The 17983-nt window shown below is 58.1% G+C and carries 18 protein-coding genes; 8 read left to right on the top strand and 10 right to left on the bottom strand.

The genetic code is table 11. The features are described 5' to 3' along the window. Positions 1–390: 390 nt before the first annotated feature. The 8 genes from ACFJI0_RS02280 to ACFJI0_RS02245 form a co-directional block, all read right to left on the bottom strand. A complete protein-coding gene (locus ACFJI0_RS02280) occupies positions 391–822 on the bottom strand; it encodes a hypothetical protein (RefSeq protein ID WP_382323295.1) in 432 nt (143 codons plus the stop codon). 120 nt (positions 823–942) lie between these two features. After that, on the bottom strand, positions 943–1932 hold the full coding sequence (locus ACFJI0_RS02275) for a TniQ family protein (RefSeq protein WP_382323294.1): 990 nt from the start codon (positions 1930–1932) through the stop codon (positions 943–945). Position 1933: 1 nt separating this feature from the next. Then, positions 1934–3064: a TniQ family protein gene (locus tag ACFJI0_RS02270; RefSeq protein WP_382325887.1), complete on the bottom strand. Its 1131-nt coding sequence runs from the start codon at positions 3062–3064 to the stop codon at positions 1934–1936. 124 nt (positions 3065–3188) lie between these two features. Further along, the gene (locus ACFJI0_RS02265; RefSeq protein ID WP_382323293.1) at positions 3189–3833 is read right to left on the bottom strand and encodes a TniB family NTP-binding protein; all 645 of its coding nucleotides are present in this window, start codon (positions 3831–3833) and stop codon (positions 3189–3191) included. A gap of 31 nt (positions 3834–3864) precedes the next feature. Then, on the bottom strand, positions 3865–4098 hold the full coding sequence (locus ACFJI0_RS02260) for a hypothetical protein (protein ID WP_382323292.1): 234 nt from the start codon (positions 4096–4098) through the stop codon (positions 3865–3867). Further along, a complete protein-coding gene (locus ACFJI0_RS02255; RefSeq protein ID WP_382323291.1) occupies positions 4095–6095 on the bottom strand; it encodes a Mu transposase C-terminal domain-containing protein in 2001 nt (666 codons plus the stop codon). The genes ACFJI0_RS02260 and ACFJI0_RS02255 overlap by 4 nt, the downstream gene beginning before the upstream one ends. Beyond that, a complete protein-coding gene (locus tag ACFJI0_RS02250) occupies positions 6061–6723 on the bottom strand; it encodes a Tn7 transposase TnsA N-terminal domain-containing protein (RefSeq protein ID WP_382323290.1) in 663 nt (220 codons plus the stop codon). Before ACFJI0_RS02250 ends, ACFJI0_RS02255 begins: the two co-directional genes overlap by 35 nt. A 280-nt stretch (positions 6724–7003) precedes the next feature. Continuing rightward, complete coding sequence (locus ACFJI0_RS02245; protein WP_382323289.1) at positions 7004–7210, bottom strand: hypothetical protein; 207 nt, start codon at positions 7208–7210, stop codon at positions 7004–7006. On the opposite strand from ACFJI0_RS02245, the gene ACFJI0_RS02240 reads away from it, so the two are divergent. The 6 genes from ACFJI0_RS02240 to ACFJI0_RS02215 all read left to right on the top strand — a co-directional run bounded on the left by ACFJI0_RS02240 (position 7203) and on the right by ACFJI0_RS02215 (position 13918). Continuing rightward, positions 7203–7745 carry a helix-turn-helix domain-containing protein gene (locus ACFJI0_RS02240; protein ID WP_382323288.1) on the top strand — a complete coding sequence of 181 codons (543 nt, stop codon included), beginning with the start codon at positions 7203–7205 and terminating at the stop codon, positions 7743–7745. The two genes, ACFJI0_RS02245 and ACFJI0_RS02240, sit on opposite strands and share 8 nt — an antisense overlap. Next, positions 7675–8532: a hypothetical protein gene (locus ACFJI0_RS02235; protein ID WP_382323287.1), complete on the top strand. Its 858-nt coding sequence runs from the start codon at positions 7675–7677 to the stop codon at positions 8530–8532. Before ACFJI0_RS02240 ends, ACFJI0_RS02235 begins: the two co-directional genes overlap by 71 nt. A 372-nt stretch (positions 8533–8904) precedes the next feature. Then, complete coding sequence (locus tag ACFJI0_RS02230) at positions 8905–9753, top strand: DNA adenine methylase (RefSeq protein WP_382323286.1); 849 nt, start codon at positions 8905–8907, stop codon at positions 9751–9753. A gap of 39 nt (positions 9754–9792) precedes the next feature. Beyond that, a complete protein-coding gene (locus tag ACFJI0_RS02225; RefSeq protein WP_382323285.1) occupies positions 9793–11055 on the top strand; it encodes a metallophosphoesterase family protein in 1263 nt (420 codons plus the stop codon). Further along, positions 11052–12968, top strand: coding sequence for a hypothetical protein (locus tag ACFJI0_RS02220; RefSeq protein WP_382323284.1), 1917 nt, complete (start codon positions 11052–11054; stop codon positions 12966–12968). Before ACFJI0_RS02225 ends, ACFJI0_RS02220 begins: the two co-directional genes overlap by 4 nt. Then, entirely contained in the window at positions 12965–13918 is a 954-nt protein-coding gene (locus tag ACFJI0_RS02215) for a hypothetical protein (protein ID WP_382323283.1), read from the top strand. Before ACFJI0_RS02220 ends, ACFJI0_RS02215 begins: the two co-directional genes overlap by 4 nt. A gap of 115 nt (positions 13919–14033) precedes the next feature. On the opposite strand, the gene ACFJI0_RS02210 is transcribed toward ACFJI0_RS02215, so the two are convergent. Both ACFJI0_RS02210 and ACFJI0_RS02205 read right to left on the bottom strand, forming a co-directional pair. Next, positions 14034–14282, bottom strand: a complete 249-nt coding sequence (locus tag ACFJI0_RS02210; RefSeq protein WP_382323282.1) for a hypothetical protein — start codon at positions 14280–14282, stop codon at positions 14034–14036. 3 nt (positions 14283–14285) lie between these two features. Continuing rightward, complete coding sequence (locus tag ACFJI0_RS02205) at positions 14286–15014, bottom strand: hypothetical protein (RefSeq protein WP_382323281.1); 729 nt, start codon at positions 15012–15014, stop codon at positions 14286–14288. Between the two features lie 950 nt (positions 15015–15964). Here ACFJI0_RS02205 and ACFJI0_RS02200 point away from each other — a divergent pair. Together ACFJI0_RS02200 and groL are read left to right on the top strand one after the other, a co-directional pair. Then, positions 15965–16258 carry a co-chaperone GroES gene (locus ACFJI0_RS02200; protein WP_066268460.1) on the top strand — a complete coding sequence of 98 codons (294 nt, stop codon included), beginning with the start codon at positions 15965–15967 and terminating at the stop codon, positions 16256–16258. A gap of 31 nt (positions 16259–16289) precedes the next feature. After that, a complete protein-coding gene (gene groL / locus ACFJI0_RS02195) occupies positions 16290–17936 on the top strand; it encodes a chaperonin GroEL (protein ID WP_382323280.1) in 1647 nt (548 codons plus the stop codon). Positions 17937–17983: the final 47 nt, after the last annotated feature.

Below are 17983 nucleotides of genomic sequence, written 5' to 3'. Positions count from 1 at the left end.
CCGGGTTTCAGGCGGCCGTCGTTGTCGCGACCGATCATATGTGGCCGCAACCGACTCTACAAGCTTCGGTAGGCCGTCGCTGCCAAAGTGGCGGTCATTGCGACGATGGAGGAATGTTGCCGTTGTGCTGGCACACCTGTCCACACCGTGAGTTGCTTCGCGCAAAAGGCAGGTGACGCAGTACTCGATAGAAATCTCGGGTCAGAGATCGATGGAATTCAACACCCTCTCCCTCAGCCGCTCCTCCCTCCGAAGAACCATACGCTGTACAGCGTATGAAGGCTTTTCAGCATATAGTCCTGCTGGCCAGGCTTCCGCTGAGAGCCAATGTTTTCAACGCCCATGAACGGGATGGAACTCGATAGGCCGGAAGTCGGAATGGCAAAGGCCTCAACTGAGAACTGCCCAGATATCCAGCTCCGCAAGCTCTAAAAAATGCTCCTCGCGCTCGGAGTCGCACATTGCTGCGATCGCCGGACTGTAAAACCCCAACAGAAAGTCGATGCCAGTGGTTCGGTCCAACGGCCCGTGAATGGTTCTCAGAAAATCCCAAAGGAATGTTTCTGAGGCTCCACGGGCGGCATAGAGCTGCCTAAGCTTCAAAAATACTGCGAGGTTCAGACGCGCATCCAGCTGAAACGCGGGGTACCCACTTCCCTGCGGCGATCTCGTGCTGATGATGAGCGGGGCCGGCAAGTCGGAGGTTACCGGACCTTGTTTTTCTCTTTCAGCCAGTAGACTCTCGAACTCTGTGGCGTCGAGCACTCGATAGGAAGTGGGTGGCGCACAGTCAAAAGGGCTGATATTCACGCGTTTGGTCATAGCTCCCCCGTCATAAGCTGCGACGGGCACCGTCTTAAACACAAACGGTTCCCCGTGAACCACAAATATGAGCTTGTAGCGCTGAAGTGCCAACGCAGCAAGTCGGCTTGAACTGGGGCATCAGAACAGCGACATCTGCGATAGCTGTCCATAGCGCCCCGTCCATTTCGTACGGCCACCCTGTCTCAGGATGTGGCTAAGGAGCGAGAGGGCGATGGATCCATCCTCAGGACACTTCGCCCTTCTCATGGCTTCATAGAGCAGCGCCAGCGTTACGGAGCGCCGACTTACTCTCAACGCAATAGGCTGCCCTTCGGAGATCCTCCGGACGAGCTCATCTGCTGCTTGAAGTACTTGTCTCGCATGAAGCAACGAGGTCTTTTTCCGAACGCGTTGACCCGTCATTCCCAAGGAGTATTCAGCCGTGCTGGCGAGAGCATAGGTGAGGGAGAGGCCAGCTCCAAGGGACAAAGGTCGTAGCAGCCTCAGCAGCCCGAATTGCCCTGCCTCAACCGCACTGCCCCGGTCTTGGTCAATGGAGGCAGGAGCAACGGCCACTGCCACCCAGCGAGCGAAGGCCAGTTCGAGCGAATGCAGGTCGACGGCAGCCGGCCTCCAACTTCGAAGATCTGACCAGCACTGACATACCATAAGGCTTGGCCTGTTCCAATCGAGCGCTCGGGCACACACAGGGCACCGGTCCTCCAATGCGCAAACATGTTGCGGACAAGCCGCCACAAGAACAAAATCCCACGCAGAACGGCAGTACCCATGCTGAACCAAACAGTGAGGACACACCCGCGGACGTCCGCGATTGAGAAAGTAGCTCCTGCCGATCTCTCGGCCAGCATAAGAGAACCCTTCTTCAGCAGCACTCCTCGAGATGCGCCCCAGGGCCTCCGCCAGATCAGCCTGCGGCGCACCGAACCACCTGGAAAGTCTCATCGCATCGCTCGCATCCAGTGTGTGAAAGCGAGACCGCCCCAATCCGCTCTTGACGGAGGGCAACCCGCGAAGCCCATTGTCCGTCGCCATCCTCAGCACATAACCCTGACCTGATTCACCAGGCCGAACTACGTCCCTGAGGGGAAACGACGGATCGCTCAGCACGTCAGTACCTCCTGTAGCATTGAGCGTATGAGTTGATTTGAGCCTGTTCTTCTTCCGTGCCCAGTCCCTGGCACGCGCGCTCTCTTTGAAGAGCTCTCTCCTTTCGGATCATCAATAGCGCTTTGGCAACTCGCACTCGCGTCCACATTGCCAGAGGCGCGCTCCATTTCTTCGACTCAACCGGTGTCCAGAAGCCTGTCGTACACGCTGGCTTGCAAGGAAGGACGTGGCGAGTAGCAAAGACAATTCTGAAGTCGGTTCCAAAAACCCTCTTACGTTCTATCTCGAGTTGGCGTTCGAGAGTCTTTCTCATCGAAAAGAGATCCCACCACTTGAGCAGCACGTAGTCACGAGGCGTGGAGAATTCTTGGATGAGATCGGCCTGCTTCTTTGCGAATGAGCCGGCATCGTAAACCGGCCACGTGGGCAACGAGTTGGACGAAGCGAGATTGAGCACCAGCGCTGAAAGCGCCGTTGGAGTTGCGGAACCGTGAGAGGCAACTAGCGCTTCCCCGCGAGTGGATAACTCAGAAAGGGCCCTCCGATTCATAACTTGGCGAAGGGAGATCATGGGATCAGGCAAACCATGGCCCGCAGACGCCAGGACTGCTGGTGGAGCAGGTTCGTGAACTCCATCGACGAGAAAGGGCATGCCACACGAGGCGCATCCAGCCAGATTCGCTGCGCCCCGTTTCCTTCCGAAACCAAGCATGTGTGCGGATGAAAGGTTCATGAAGCCATGACACCAAGAACATCGAATCGATAGCCTCGTATCGTGATACGGACATCGTTGAAGCTCTGATATGCGCCAGTACCATCGAAGATGCGGTGTTGAGTCGGCAACCAAACAAGCGGAGCACCAGCGGCTCGCAGGTTTTCTATCGACGTACAAAGGAGAGACCGGACTGTTGTGCAGCTTTTTGACCAGCCACCAGTCGTGGTCGTTCCTGTCGAAACATAAGAGGCAGCGTCCCGAATCCGCGGCAAGTGCAGCCCAACGCTTTGAATCGACTCCAAAATCCCAGTCAATTCGGAACGGATCCAGTCCCACGTACTTGCAGAATCTATTCATGGGGTAACCATGTGCACCGCAGACTCGCAAGATCCAAGAGGATCGACTCTCGTCAGGCAAGGGCTCTGGACTTGCGATGAACTTCAAGGCACGCTCCCCAAATGAACATGGACCCGAGCGGTGTGGCCGCCGCCGACGCTACGGTGAATACCGTGCGACGCGCGACAACGGTCAGGACGAAGCCTCACTTTCTGGCCTTTTCCATCACCGCGAGGAACGGATTGCCAACGCCCGACAGGCCGCCGAAGGCATCCGAGTACCCAGCGGCAAGATGCTCCAGTCTCAGCGATGGTGAGCATTCATCGATCGCACGAACGCACGAGAAGATGAGCAGCTTTTTCAGACGCCTAAGGTTTCCGTGAGTGGCTTGGTGCACCAGGCGCGACAGACCCTGTGCGCTCAGGCTGCTGAGATCAGCCGACTTCACCGTGGCTGCGATTGCGCCGAGCACCTGCCGCCAGATATCCCCAAAAGAAAACGGATTGAGAAAATAGTGCAGCGACACTCTTGAGACGAACTGAGGATTGATCTCCGATATCCCCTCCAATGTTCGGGTTCCCACCATGATCACGGGCAGGTTGTGCTTGTCCACACGAACCTTCAACCAATCGGTGAGCGTGCGTGCGGTGTTTTCCCGGTTGCCCTCACACACATGCTGCCCCTCATCGATGAAAATTGCCACAGGACTCAAACGCTCTATGGCGGTGTCAATCATGGCAGTCATGTTGGCCAGCGTCGCGCGCATGGGTAGGGCTGGGTACCCCAACGCCAACATCAGCTTCGAAGCGACCTGATGAACGTCAGCAGCACTGTCGAGGCCGATCTCCAATACCGGTCGACTCGACTTCAGTGGACTTGCGTCAGTCGGCGGACGATCGCTTGAGGATCTGCAGAAAAAGCGTCTTCCCCATTCCAGAGTCGGCCAACAGAAGAACACCGCCGGGCATCCTGACCTCCCGCATCCACTGAACGACTTTGAGGGTCCCCTGCAAAGAATTTTCAAAGTCTGGATACGGAACAACGACGTCCAAGATCTCGTTGACGCACCGCAGGGCATCTCTGGACAGCCCAGCTGGAAGTTCGTAGGTGTTCATGTGTAGTCCTCCGCCAGTGAGAACGCCTTGAATGGCATCAGGTCTTTTAGATGGGCCTCGGAGATCGCGCTGGCAACAGGTAAGTTGTCGGCCGCTCGCCTGCCGCCCGTGCAGGCGGAGCTGAGGCCTTGAAGCCTGACCAGATTTCCGTGTTTCTTCACGCGAACCCCGCGTCTCACCGCCTCTCCCCATTTGCACTTGAGTAGCTCTTGGGCCTTGACCAACTCTTCTTCCGCATTGCGTTGAGTCAAGCGCTTTCCGGCCTCTGCGCGGATGATTTCATGTTGAATCAATGAGAGGCCATCTCCGTATCCATTCGACGGCTTTTGTAGCGCCACGGGTAGCCAGCGCTTCTCAGCCACCAGGTTTACAAAGATCCGACCCAGATCATCCGGATTGATGCGGATGTCAAGCCTCAACTTTCGTCCGTTCGATCTGAGATAGTCTTGGAGCTCTACGCTGTTGAACCGCAGATATTTGAAGAACACGCCATCACCGTCTACGGTCCTCTGGGTTGACATCCCTGCGGTGATGTCAAACTGCTCGAGCCCTAGAGGGAACATCGGAATTGGACTGCTCAGGCGTCCCTCCTCCCACAATTCGAGCGGGCAAACCAAGTTCTTTTGATGAATGGACTTCGGAAATGCGTCAGCGGCCCAAAGCGTCAGCCCTACGCACAGATCATCGAAAAGGATCGCTGCTGAATCGCTTGGCGACTCTGGCCTCATGTTCTTGGTAGGCGTGTAGACCTTGCCGCAGTTTGGCAACATCCGGTTCACCTCCATCATCGTTCGTTCTATAGATGGCTTCAGCCACGGCCTTCTCACAGGGTTGAACAACACGTCGGCACGCAGGTCGAACATGATGCGAAGAAAGTCCTTTGCATGAAACTCCAGACCGTTGTCGACCACGTACTGCTCCGCGATTCCCATTGCTGTCCACGGCTGGGGCAAGTCTGGAACCAGGGAGAGCAGGTCCTCTTTAGGGAAGATGGCATTGCGCACGCAATGCGCGACGGACGCAACCGACGGACCATAGAACGAGATGTAGAAGCCTAAGATGTATCCCGAGTACCTGTCTATGGCCACAGTAATCCAAGGCCGACCGATCGGTACCCCAGTGTTTGGGTCCAGGACCCAAATATCAAGCCACGTGTGATCGATCTCGACTCTCTCCAGCACACGGGTCGAGGTGTCCCCTTTGAGGCTGTAGCGCCATTTGTTTCTTGTGTACTCAGAGCCGTACCGCTTGAGATCGCGAATGTACGGATCAATTTCATTGACCCGCCGTTGCACCGACCGCAATGAAGCCAGCTCAAGTTTCGTACCGAGCAAGCGCTCCTCTCGTGCGGCATCCTGAAGGTAGCGCCGGAATGTCTCGGCAACTGAGAGTCCGCGTTTCTGGAGGTAGTACTTGGAGATACATTTCTCCACCATCTCTTCGACACGCACGCTGAGGCGTTTGCAACGCCGCACCAATGGCCTCAAGTCGAGCAGCGCATACGGGTTTCCGCCGGACGACCGATGTCGCTTCATCCACTTGCGCAATGTATCGGCACAGGGGAGCTTGGGAGACTCAGAACCTTGTCCACCCAACAGGCAATTCTTGAAGAATTTTTCACCCTCCTGCCGCACGCTCTTTAAAAACGCTTCACACCGTTTGAGGCTTCCGTGGGTGACTCCATTCGCGATTGCCCGTTTGACGAGAAAGTTGCGGAAGACGAGTGTGCGCTCCTGCTTTTCAGTGAGCGTTGCCGAGTACGTGTAGACGCGATCCTGGACAGGTACGGTGTTGGGCTGCGCAATCGAGTGACCGTTTTGATGCACCGGGAACACGGTTTTGGCAAGGATCTGCTTGTACAGACTCGTCTTGGAGAATGTTCTCACCTCGTTGTTGTCGAGGTACCGAAACTGGATCTCGAAGCATGAAAGTTCTCGCTCGAACTGGAACGTGCGCGCACCTTCACGCAACACCAAACCATTGCCGAAAGTAAACATGGCAGTCTCCTTGATGCTGGTTGATGGACACGACCTCCTCGTCGGACAGGTTGAGGCCGGCGGGAACACGCAACTGATGCAGGGCGACCAGATTCCAGATGAGGTCCTCGTTGACTCCGGCCGCAACCAGATCGCGAACGCTGGCGCTGCCTTCACACCGCGACTCAAGTTCTTCCTTGCACTTCATCGCTTGCTCTAGCGAGAAGGACATGCGCCCGAAGCGCATCAGGAGTACGGCCCGCGAACTCAAGCCGCTTCCGTCGATCACTTTGTCGGTGAATACTTCAAACTCGCGGCCCTGGCGATTGAATGCGACCTTTGCTGCGTCGAGCTTCATCGCATGCTCGGGGACAAACTTCTCTGGCTTGACCTCCACGATGACTTCAGAGCCGTCTACCAGGCTGAGCAGAAAGTCAGGCGTGTACTTGCAGGTTTGGCCGGACGCCAACGTGAGCTCGATTTCACAGGGCTGATGTTGGATGTCCCGCACCACGGGACACGACAACGCCACCATGATGAAGCGCCGTTCTAGCGACGACTCATGATGCACGGAATGGTCGAGCAACCATCCAGGATTGACCACCCCCACCTCTCGGTGAGGCGATCGGGTAACGACGGCTCTGGGCATGTTCTTCTCCTGATTTCAAGACGTACTGATCCATGCCGTGCCCAAACTGGCGACGGCTGCGCTTGACATCGAGGGGGAGAAAGGGGGACACTTGCGTTGCGTTGATGAGGCGTCTCTTCGCCCTTCATCCCTCAGGCCACCTTCGGGTGGCCTTTTCTTTAGGGGTCCATGGCGCACCTCCCTTCTGGACGCACTGGGAGTGCGCCCGTTGAATCCGGCAGAGCGGGGAAATAGAGAGATGGGACAGCCGACGAGTTCATCTGGCCATCTCCGACGCCTCTTAGCTGGAGGAGCCCACTGTTTCGGCGCACGCCAAATGGCCGGGCAGGAGGTTTTTGACGCTGGGGGAGTTCGGTGGCGCCTTAAGACCGAGCAGGACAGCCACTTCATGGCTTCTGCCGCGGGTGCACTGGGTCTTGCCCGACAACACGCTGTAGACCAATGATGGCGGCACGCCATGACGCTGCGCCCATTCGGAGATGCTCACTCCCGCCTGCTTGAACTCTGAGCGGGCTCTGCTGATCTGGTCGGCAGAAAAGGAAGTAGCATGCTTCTCCACAAGCGAATTCTATAAAGTTCTTTCAATTTTGAAAAGTATTGTTCAAAATTCAGTCGAACTCTCGGTGAGACTGGTCGAGCTTCGTCAGGATCTCGGTCTATCTCGAGACAATCTGGCAGCGAAGCTGGACATCAGCCACGCGACCCTATGGCGACTTGAAAATGGTCAGAGTTCTCCCACGGTCGAGCTCCTGGCCAAGATGGAAGCCGCGGGTTTGGACGTGACGTACCTTTTGTCGGGCACCAGGTCGAACTGCGTGTCCCGAGTAGACGATGACGAGGCTTGGGGTCGCGCCGCTCAAGCAGTCACGAAGGCAATCGCCAAGCACGGCTTGAGCCCTTCTCCCGCAACCTACTGGCGAATGGTTCGACTTCTCTACAACGAGGTCATCAATGAAGGTGATCTCAAGCGGGATATCGCGCAGGTTCTGGAAAAGGCTGGACAGCTGGCTGCTAAGCCTTGAGACGTTGCCTGCCAGGCAAGCGCTGGAGGACGCACGCGCCTACGCTGTGTTTTTCAACGCACTTGCGGCAAGCCAGGAGATTGGTGCCGCAGGAGATCTGATAGAGCGGTTCGACCAGGCAACCTCGCGCACCGCCCTCGACACATTCAGGGAAACCGAAGGTCCGGGATTTGCCGACTCCCGGAGATCTTCAGAAGAAAGCGAGGGCGAGTTCCTGTGTCGCTACACCGCCTCATTTCAACCTCTCTGGTGGCAATGGGTCTTCTACCCGATCCGCAGCGCCAAAATTGTCCGCCTCTCCAAGGTTGAGGTGCCCTCCAAGCACAGGGTGTGGCTGGCCGAGTCGGAAGAACCTCATCTTCGGGTTTTGGAGTTCGGAACCTTGGCCCCCAGTGAGGCCGTGACTGGCGAGTTGCGTCGGGCGATCATGTCATTGGGCATTCCGGCGCAGCACCTCAGTAAGGCGTGTCGTTCAATGGCCTTATCTGGACAGGGGTGTGACCTAAAACGCAGAGCGTCAAATCCATTGCTGGCACGCCTTTGCAGGCTGTGGCGCGATCTATTCCTGGGCGTGAGCGGACTCTGTATGGCGGCCGCGATTCAGATCATGAGCAGCGATACAGGTGGCGGGTTCATGATGTTGGTTGGATTGCTGGGAATCGCTGCTCCGACACTCCTTGCAGCATATCTTCTCCATGAAGTCGGCCCCAAATGGCTGAAATCCGATCGCTTATTGACCGAGGTGAGCAACGCCATGGGAAAGACTGATACGTTCCAAGTCCCTTAGTGCTACCGGATAAATTTGGCCCAGTTTATGTGCGGTGGACGGACAAACTGCCATCTACTACGCAGGGGCGAGCGCGGAACTCAGCTCCAAACTTGACCGAGCCATTCGCCGCCTGCTTGATCAGCCGCTTCTGCCGTAACCGCCCATTCAGTGTGCACACGAACGTTGTTTGTGCACGATCATCTGCGACACCCCGCCTATCAGGCGCAGTGCCCGGCCGATAGGACCCTGCTAGGAACTAGTCGACTGGTCGGCCGTCACGCAGGAAAACGCGCGGACACGGCCGGCCAACACCAGCATATGTCCGGCGCAGTCCACAAACAGCTTCTCGCCAGTGCGGTGCGGCTGGCTTTATGTTCATAATCTTAGATCATGCAAGTGCGGCAAACATTGAGTACCGACGGCGCCTCTGGCGCGGCGGAGCCGTTGCTGCGTTGGGCTGGTAGCAAGAAAAAGCTGTTGCCCTTGCTGCTTGCCGCGGTGCCCGAGGATGCGGATCGCTACATAGAGCCATTCGCGGGCTCGGCAGTGCTGTTCCTGCGCCTGCGAGTAGGGGACGCCATCCTTGGGGACCTGAACCGATCTCTCATCGAGACGTACCGCGTCGTTCAGCGCTACCCGCGTGCGGTGTGGGAGCGCGCGTCACAGTTTGGCAGCAACCCCGAGGACTACTACAAGCTTCGGGCGGTGAAGAGAGAGCGGTTAAATGCCTTCGACCGCGCAGCGCAGTTCGTGTACCTGAATAGGTATTGCTTTAACGGCGTCTATAGAACAAACCGCGCAGGTCAGTTCAATGTCGCCCGAGGCAAGGGCCATCTCTTCATGCCAAGTCTCGAGGCTTTTCAGGCATTCGCCAAGCTGTTAAAGGTCGCTGAACTGCGCTGCAGCGACTTTGAAGACATCCTTGAGGAGGCCGGCAACGGTGACTTTGTGTACCTAGATCCTCCTTACGCCTTGGGCGACAAGCGGGACCGTGGTGAGTACGGTTGTGACGCATTCAGAGAGAAGGACGAGAGGCGGCTAATTGCCTCGCTCCGCGCGGCAGACCGTCGCGGCGCGAAAGTGCTCCTCTCATACTCGCCTGCAGACACCGTCTTGCAAGGCCTCAAGAAATGGCGCCGTCACGATCTTACTGTGGCGCGCAACGTGGCCGGCTTTACGTCGGCGCGCCGTCACGCTGCCGAGGTGCTTCTTTCCAACTACGATTGGCAGCGCGATTAGCGATTAGTATCGCGCAGAATCAATACCAAAGGAGCGCTCGTGGAGGATGCCGATGGGCATGATGGACTAGTCGTGGAGGCGGTGTTTGCCGTTCTAGGCGATCCGCACTTTGCCCATGCGGCGGGTGCACGAACACACTTGAAGATCAAGCCTACTGGCGAATTGGCCAGCGAAAGTCCAAAGCAAAATCCCTGGGCTGGGCTGAACGACCTCGTTGCTACGCAGTCGTTGACTGCCGACGCGGTTCTTTGCCCGGGCGATATCGCATTCCAAAATGACGGTGTAACGCTTGCGGCGGGGTGGAAGCACCTGGTCGACCTAGGCAAGCGATTGCAAAGCGAGCACGTACTGTGCGCGACTGGCAATCACGATGTGACCTCTCGCAGCCAGGAAGCCAAAATTCACGAGAATGTCGTCGCGAATCTAAAGGCTGGCCTGGGACCATTCGAACCGCTGAAGGTGCTCAAGCCCCCGTATCCGTCGGTGACTCGGGACGACGACAGTGGGGCGAAGGGGCGAGATCACCGGGTGCGGTACTTCGGAGCCGGGCTTGTGCTGGTTGAAGCCGAGAAATATCAGGTGTTGATCGTCAACAGCTGCAGCGAACATGGTCACGATAAGTTCGAGCACGAGCGAGGCACGTTCCCGAAGTCAGCGGTATCGGAGCTGGAGCTGGCGTTGCAGCAATGCGATCACCGCAGGATCAGCATCGCGATCATGCATCATCCGCCCGAGCCGCACACGCAGAACGGTGAAGGCGCTCATGACTTCATCGACAACGGGCAGGAGCTCCTACGTCTGTTGTCTGAAGATGGCAATTGGCTAGTGATCCATGGCCACAAGCACGAAGCTCGGCTGGGATTCGCGTCGGGCAATGGCGAAGTGCCGTTCGTTTTCGGTGCGGCGAGCCTCGCGTTCTACATCAGCGAACTGGAGGGGACCTTCCAGAACCAGTTCTATTTGCTCACTGTCAGGCTGGATTCTCGCGGGATCAGTGGACGGTTTCGTACTTGGGACTGGGCGCAGGGGAAGGGCTGGCAGCCCGCGGTCTCCGATGGCAACAGCATCTACGACGGGGCCTCATTTGGCGCTCGAGATCCAGGAAGGGTCATTGCCGAAATCGCGAAGCTCAAGGAGCTTCCAATGCCCTGGTCAGACGTCATCAAGCATGTTCCCGAGGCTAGCTTGCTGACACCGGAGTCGCGCAACCACGTCAAGAGACAGCTCGATCGTCGGCATAGCCTGAATATCCATGCAGACAGGGACGGCCACTGGCTGACTCTAGAGAGGAAGGCCTTATGAGTCAGGGCTTCCTAGAGCCATTCAACGCCAAGGCGATGAGCTTTGCAGATGTAGCTCGCACCTTCGTGCCATCCACGAAGTTTGCGCTACTGGCAGGGCCGTGGAACTCGGTGCTGGTCGGACCTCGGGGCGGCGGCAAGACGACGCTTCTGAAGATGCTGAGCGCAGAGGGACAGGCGGCCTGGAATGGTCCGCAGGTGGGTGAAGTTAAGTCCGCGCTCGGCTATACCGGGGTCTACGTTCCCTCTGACATAGCGTGGGGCACGATGCTTGAGTCGCTGCAGCGCTCGGGTCAGAACGAACGGGTTGGCATCCTGTTCTCGCAGGCCGCGTTCGTGACGCACGTACTGCTGGCGGTTGCCAACGGGATCGAGCGGCATGTTCTTTTGAACCCCGTTCGGCGCGGCAACAACCTCGTTGATGGCGAACTACATCCAACGCAGACCGAACTGGAGGCCGCGATCAAGTCAATCGCAGCGTTGTGGCGCCTCAAGCCGATCTCGCTGTCCCCAGCCAGCTTGGTAGAAGCACTGCGCCTCCGTCTGCTGGACATCAAAAGCCAGGCGCACCTGTGCGCATCGCTTGGGCCGGAGGCGGTCGGAGAAGCAGTTGTTCGCAGCTGCGACTATCTTGGCCTCGACATGATGGAAGCGACGTCCCAGGGACTGCAGGCGTTTGACGCCATGTATGGCCGGTCAGACCATCGTTGGTGCCTGCTCCTTGACGAGTTCGAGGTGGCGCCGATGCATTTGCAGCAGACGGTACTGGCTTCTATGCGAGCGAGCGGCGGTCAGAAGCTCCTGTTAAAGGTCGCGCTGGCACCGTGCGGGCCTGATGTCCTCTACCAGCGAGACGTTGCCGCTCCAAGCCAGCTCAACGACGTCCGACAGGTTGAGCTTTGGTACGCGGACAAAGCTGAGGCCAGCGAGTTCTGCAAAAACGTGTTCCTTTCAAGAAGTCAGTCTTATGCAGGGCTGAGCGGTGAAACCCCTAACAACGTGTTCGGCACGTCAGCCTACTCTGTGGTCGACGAGGGTGAAGAGGTGGAGCAGTTGGGGTTGTTCGCACGGGCTACGCGTGCAGCGACAAAGCAGATCACAAATCACTTTGTCTCCCTCTCGGAGAAGGATGCTTCCTTCGTCAGGTTCCTCGAGCGCAAGGAAATCGACCTCACACAGGAACTGGGGATGCAGCCAAGCGACTTCAACGGCAACACTCTGCGCAAGGTTGCGCCGCTGGTTGCGTTTCGGAACGCATACCGAGGCAGGCCCGAAGGACGCAAGCGCGGCGTGAAGCCATTCAACGCCACCTATGCAGGCTGGGAGTCTCTCTCGGCGATAAGCGAGGGCAATCCACGTTGGCTTATTGGTCTGATCACACGCATCCTGTCTCAGGCTGACCTTAGCCAGCTCCCTGTGCCAGTGCCTCGGCAGACGGAGGGGGTGCTCTGGAACTGCCAGCGGTACTCTGAGATGTTGCAGGCCCTGGCCAGTGAGCAGTTCCATTCAATCAAGACTTCCGCATCGGTTTTCCAGGTGCTGGAAAAGATAGGCGACTACTTTCATGACCGCCTAGTCACCGCCGACTTTGTCGAGGATCCTCCGCTCTCCTTCATCGTAGACAACGACGTCGACGATGATGTCGAGAACGCCTTGCGGATCGCGATGAACCACGGCGCGATCGTCTGCTTTGAATCGCCCGGGACGGTCGGTGGATACCGGTCGCTTCGGGGCAAGCGCTTCAGGTTGACTTATCTCCTAGCGCCGATCTTCAAGTTGCCGATGCGCAAGTCGAAGCCAGTGTCCTTGTCAGCGATCCTCAATCCACCTCCCGTGGATCGGAAGAGAGAAGCGAAAGTTGATGAACCGCCACCGGAGCAATCCGGGGCTTGGAAGCAGGACGGGCTGTTTTGAAGCTGGCCATCAGAAACCTCACGCAGGTAAACATAGAAGGCAAGGCGACTTCTGCAGTGCTCAGCAGCGAGCCCGCATTGATCATCGTTGGAGACGGCGAAGGTCGGCGGAGACGGAATCTTCTGATGCTGCTGACGGCTGAAGGCGATCTGGACGCGCGGATGATTGCGGTCGGGTATGGAGCCCAAGGTGAAGCCCGATTCTCAAAGCGCCTCGAGGTTGAACGTCTGACATGTCGCGACACATGTGATGCCATTCGTGCCTTCTCGCGCAACGGCAGCGGCACCGCGTCGATATTTGTTGACGTGTCTTGTCTGTCGCGCCAGCAGATGGGCGCCATCTTTTCGGAGATTAAACGCCTTGCGCGCAGCGGGCCGGTGGACCTTCAAATTGGCTACAGCTTGGCGCGCTATGTGAAGCCAACTGCTCAATGGTCCTCCGCCATCCGCCGCATAGCACCGGTGAACGACGATTTTGCGGGCTGGACTGCAGCGCCGGACAACCCAATCGAGCTAATCGTGGCGTTGGGGTATGAGAAGGGCAAAGCTATCGGTGCGGCTGAGTATTTGGAGCCGGGAGACACCTGGCTGTTTGTACCGACCTCTCCTGAAGAGAAGTATCTGGAGGAGGTGCAGGAGCAGAACAAGGACTTGCTGCAGGAGTTGAATGACAAGCAGATGGAGTATGGGGTGATGGAGCCGGTCGATGCTTACCACTCGCTCCTGTCTCTAGTGCGTGGGACCCGACGCACTGCTCGTCCCATCCTGCTGCCATTCGGGCCGAAATTGTTCTTCGCACTATCTCTACTGGTAGCCATGATCATCGAGGAGGCCGCAGTCTGGTTCGTCGATGGCGAGAACACGTCCAGCACGGACCAAGGTCAGCCCTCACCCCACGCTGTCATACTCTGCTGTCGGATCGAACCGGTAGTCGACACGGACGCTGTTTGATGGGAGCATTTGGCGCTTGGCCGAGCAGCGTTAGCATGCGAGTAAAGGTCGCGTCAAAGCGCTAACGCCAAGAAGTGGGCCAAGTGGCCTCAGGTCAGCGTGGCGCGTCGGAAGTTCATTTGTGCCATAACGACACAACGGCAACAACAACGGCACCCAACCCTCCGATTGCCGCGAGCATGGTCCAGCGTGTCATCCACACAGCACGCTGTTCCGCGCGTGCTGTGTCCCTAGCGTCAAGAAACTGTTTGGCATGCTTGTACTTCCAGCCCGCGTAGCCACCGGTCAGAAGCCGCTTGCGCACGTACGTTTCGTTGGTGGCCTCCAGCTCGCGGTAGAACTCTTCGATCACATTGCGCTGCATGGCTCACTCCCCTAGTTCGCTGCGTGAGCCAATGTCGTTCACGCGCTCAACCAGTGCCGCGTACTGCTCGTCGGAAACCAGTTTCTCGCCCGTGTCATCCTTCTGCTCGCGGAGGCGCTTCATGACGTTGTACGGGTTCAGCAGCAGCACGTAGTGCATGGGGCCCTTCACCCCCTTGCGGAAGTCGATGAAGCCGATTTCTTTCAGCACTTCCATGTGCTGCCTGAACGTGGAGACATTGCGCTGACCCCCGTACCCGGCCTCGTATGCGATCTGTGCCTCGCTGGCGATCCGCACGAGGCCTTCACCATAGTGGTGAAGCCACAGGGCAAAGTACGTCTTGCCAGCCGGAACGGCCTTCCCGCACTTCCTCTTGGCGATCTCGTTGATGATGTTGATCACGATGGACAGCGTGCGCGGCACCTGGGCGAATCCGAAGCGTTTGTGCTCATTGCTCAGCAGCCAGATATCCTCATCCTTGACATCAGCCCAGTGCACCTTTCGTAAGTCGATATTTGTCTGCCTGGCCTTCTCACCTTTTTTCTGAGCCTGCTTGACGTTCGGCGCTTCGACCTTGGCGGCGAGGAGCGCACTAAGACCGTCGACACTGAGTGCGCCTGGGGGCAAGGCCGGCGGCACCGCGACGTCCACTGCGGTTTCAAGGGTTGTTGCCGGCAGTGGCACTGGCGCTGGCGCTGCCGCTGCGGGAGCTTTATCGGGCTTGGTTTTCATGTTGCACTGGGAGCAGTTCGATACCTTGAATTTTCCATGTCTGCGGCAGGAACGCAAACGCCCAGTCAATGAGCAGTCGACCTTTTCGGCATCGCGAGACAGGTGAGATATGTCAAAAAATTAGTGACTCAGATCTGAGTCACTAATTTTTTGGAAATTTTTCGCATTGCGATCAATAACTTATGAACAAAACTCGGTATCGCGCGTATCAAGCGTATCGCCTAGGGTATCGCGCGGTATCTCTGCGCTATCCGGGGTTACAAGGGAGTCGGACAGCCCTTGCGCCCACCAACTTTACATTCGACATCTGCCGTGCCGGGCACCATCGGGGCCATGGTGGTGCTCGTCTGCCAAGCAATTGACTCGTCGAACGCTATCGCTAAAGGCGAGGCTGAGGACGTACTTTCCATAGCCGCCGCTTAACAAAGTGCCGGTAGTCGAACCAACGTCAGCTTGATGGCGCTCACTCGAAGTCCACCGGTCGGCGTCGACCGACTCCTCACGCTGCACGTTGCCTCACGGCAGATCGCGGCAAACGGCCCCACTTAGTCGGGATCTAGGGCAGCGCTGGATAAAGCAATTCGCCACTCTTGAGCTAAGAGAGCGAATAACCCGCTTCTAAGCTGACTGAGGTCAAGAACTCGGAGTGACTCCGCGAGTTGTGACAACCGCGAGAGCCAACTATTTCATAATGTGGCAAATCTTGGACGAGGAGAAAGTTCAGTGGCACGGAAGCGAAGGATGAGTGGCTTTCCGCAGTGCGCAGACCCATCGCATCAGAAATAAACCCCTTCGATCTTGAAATGGGGTTCCGGCGCCCTTATGATTAGCACTCGCTGGCGTTGAGTGCTAACACCCGACGCCATGTCGATCAGCGGTATCCGCTGGCCCGTCCGGGCTGGCACCGCCGTTCTGAACAAACCCCATCTGTTCCATACCCAGGAGATGCAATGAACCTTCGTCCTCTCGCCGATCGCGTGATCGTCAAGCGCATTGACAGCGAAACCAAGACCGCCTCCGGCATCGTCATCCCCGACGCCGCCGCCGAAAAGCCCGATCAGGGCGAAGTCCTGGCGGTCGGTCCCGGCAAGAAAAACGACAAGGGCGAACTGTCCGCCATGAACGTCAAGGTCGGTGACCGCGTTCTGTTCGGCAAGTACAGCGGCCAGACCGTCAAGGTCGCTGGCGACGAACTGCTGGTCATGAAGGAAGACGACCTGTTCGCGGTCGTCGAGTCCAAGTAACTGAACACCTCAATTTTTCCGGAGAAACAACATGGCAGCAAAAGACGTCATTTTCGGCGGCGAAGCCCGCGCACGCATGGTTGAAGGCGTGAACATCCTGGCCAACGCGGTCAAGGTCACCCTGGGCCCCAAGGGCCGCAACGTGGTGCTCGAGCGCTCCTTCGGCGCCCCCACCGTGACCAAGGACGGTGTGTCCGTGGCCAAGGAAATCGAACTCAAGGACAAGCTCCAGAACATGGGCGCGCAGATGGTCAAGGAAGTTGCTTCCAAGACGTCCGACAACGCCGGTGACGGCACCACCACCGCCACCGTGCTGGCCCAGGCCATCGTGCGCGAAGGCATGAAGTACGTGGCCGCCGGCATGAACCCGATGGACCTCAAGCGCGGCATCGACAAGGCCGTGGAAGCCCTGATCGCCGAGCTGAAGAAGGCCTCCAAGGCCACCACCACCAGCAAGGAAATCGCCCAGGTCGGTTCCATCTCCGCCAACAGCGACACCAGCATCGGCGAGATCATCGCCAATGCCATGGACAAGGTCGGCAAGGAAGGCGTGATCACCGTGGAAGACGGCAAGTCGCTGCAGAACGAACTCGACGTCGTCGAAGGCATGCAGTTCGACCGCGGCTACCTGTCGCCCTACTTCATCAACAACCCCGAGAAGCAATCGGCGCTGCTGGACAACCCCTTCGTGCTGCTGTACGACAAGAAGGTTTCCAACATCCGTGACCTGCTGCCCACGCTGGAGCAAGTCGCCAAGGCTGGCCGTCCGCTGCTGATCATTGCCGAAGACGTCGAAGGCGAAGCCCTGGCGACGCTGGTGGTCAACACCATCCGCGGCATCCTGAAGGTCGTGGCTGTGAAGGCCCCTGGCTTCGGCGACCGCCGCAAGGCCATGCTGGAAGACATCGCCATCCTGACCGGCGGCAAGGTCATCGCTGAAGAAGTGGGCCTGACGCTCGAGAAGGTGACCCTGGCCGACCTGGGCCAGGCCAAGCGCGTGGAAATCGGCAAGGAAAACACCACCATCATCGACGGTGCCGGCGCTGCCGCTGACATCGAAGCCCGCGTCAAGCAAGTGCGCGTGCAGATCGAAGAAGCCACCAGCGACTACGACCGCGAGAAGCTGCAAGAGCGCGTGGCCAAGCTGGCCGGCGGCGTGGCCGTCATCAAGGTCGGTGCCGCCACCGAAGTCGAGATGAAGGAAAAGAAGGCCCGCGTGGAAGACGCCCTGCACGCCACCCGCGCTGCCGTGGAAGAAGGCATCGTGGCCGGTGGTGGCGTGGCCCTGCTGCGCGCCCGCCAAGCCGCTGGCACCATCAAGGGTGACAACGCTGATCAGGACGCCGGCATCAAGCTGGTGCTCAAGGCCATCGAAGCGCCCCTGCGCGAAATCGTGGCCAACGCCGGTGGCGAACCGTCGGTGGTGGTCAACGCCATCCTGGCCGGCAAGGGCAACTACGGCTTCAACGCCGCCAACGACACCTACGGTGACATGATCGAGATGGGCATTCTGGACCCGACGAAGGTCACCCGCACCGCGCTGCAGAACGCCGCATCGGTGTCCAGCCTGATGCTGACGACCGAAGCCATGGTCGCCGAGTCCCCGAAGGACGACGCACCTGCGATGCCGGGTGGCGGCATGGGTGGCATGGGCGACATGGGCGGCATGGGCATGTAAGCTCTCCTTGCCTGAGACGCCATGCCGGCGTTGCAAGGGCTTGCCGT

The sequence above is a fragment of the Hydrogenophaga sp. UC242_53 genome (genome assembly GCF_042696965.1).
In the GTDB taxonomy this organism is placed as follows: Bacteria; Pseudomonadota; Gammaproteobacteria; order Burkholderiales; family Burkholderiaceae_C; genus Hydrogenophaga.
Note: the sequence above shows the minus strand (reverse complement) of the source record. Positions and strands in the feature narration are given on the sequence as shown.

What these genes read in the sequence shown, in the direction of transcription:
- ACFJI0_RS02280 (WP_382323295.1), bottom strand. Translation starts at nt 822, where the DNA reads ATGACCAAACGCGTGAATATCAGCCCTTTTGACTGTGCGCCACCCACT.
- ACFJI0_RS02260 (WP_382323292.1), bottom strand. Translation starts at nt 4,098, where the DNA reads ATGAACACCTACGAACTTCCAGCTGGGCTGTCCAGAGATGCCCTGCGG.
- ACFJI0_RS02255 (WP_382323291.1), bottom strand. Translation starts at nt 6,095, where the DNA reads ATGTTTACTTTCGGCAATGGTTTGGTGTTGCGTGAAGGTGCGCGCACG.
- ACFJI0_RS02250 (WP_382323290.1), bottom strand. Translation starts at nt 6,723, where the DNA reads ATGCCCAGAGCCGTCGTTACCCGATCGCCTCACCGAGAGGTGGGGGTG.
- ACFJI0_RS02240 (WP_382323288.1), top strand. Translation starts at nt 7,203, where the DNA reads ATGCTCACTCCCGCCTGCTTGAACTCTGAGCGGGCTCTGCTGATCTGG.
- ACFJI0_RS02235 (WP_382323287.1), top strand. Translation starts at nt 7,675, where the DNA reads ATGAAGGTGATCTCAAGCGGGATATCGCGCAGGTTCTGGAAAAGGCTG.
- ACFJI0_RS02230 (WP_382323286.1), top strand. Translation starts at nt 8,905, where the DNA reads ATGCAAGTGCGGCAAACATTGAGTACCGACGGCGCCTCTGGCGCGGCG.
- ACFJI0_RS02220 (WP_382323284.1), top strand. Translation starts at nt 11,052, where the DNA reads ATGAGTCAGGGCTTCCTAGAGCCATTCAACGCCAAGGCGATGAGCTTT.
- ACFJI0_RS02210 (WP_382323282.1), bottom strand. Translation starts at nt 14,282, where the DNA reads ATGCAGCGCAATGTGATCGAAGAGTTCTACCGCGAGCTGGAGGCCACC.
- ACFJI0_RS02205 (WP_382323281.1), bottom strand. Translation starts at nt 15,014, where the DNA reads ATGAAAACCAAGCCCGATAAAGCTCCCGCAGCGGCAGCGCCAGCGCCA.
- ACFJI0_RS02200 (WP_066268460.1), top strand. Translation starts at nt 15,965, where the DNA reads ATGAACCTTCGTCCTCTCGCCGATCGCGTGATCGTCAAGCGCATTGAC.
- groL (WP_382323280.1), top strand. Translation starts at nt 16,290, where the DNA reads ATGGCAGCAAAAGACGTCATTTTCGGCGGCGAAGCCCGCGCACGCATG.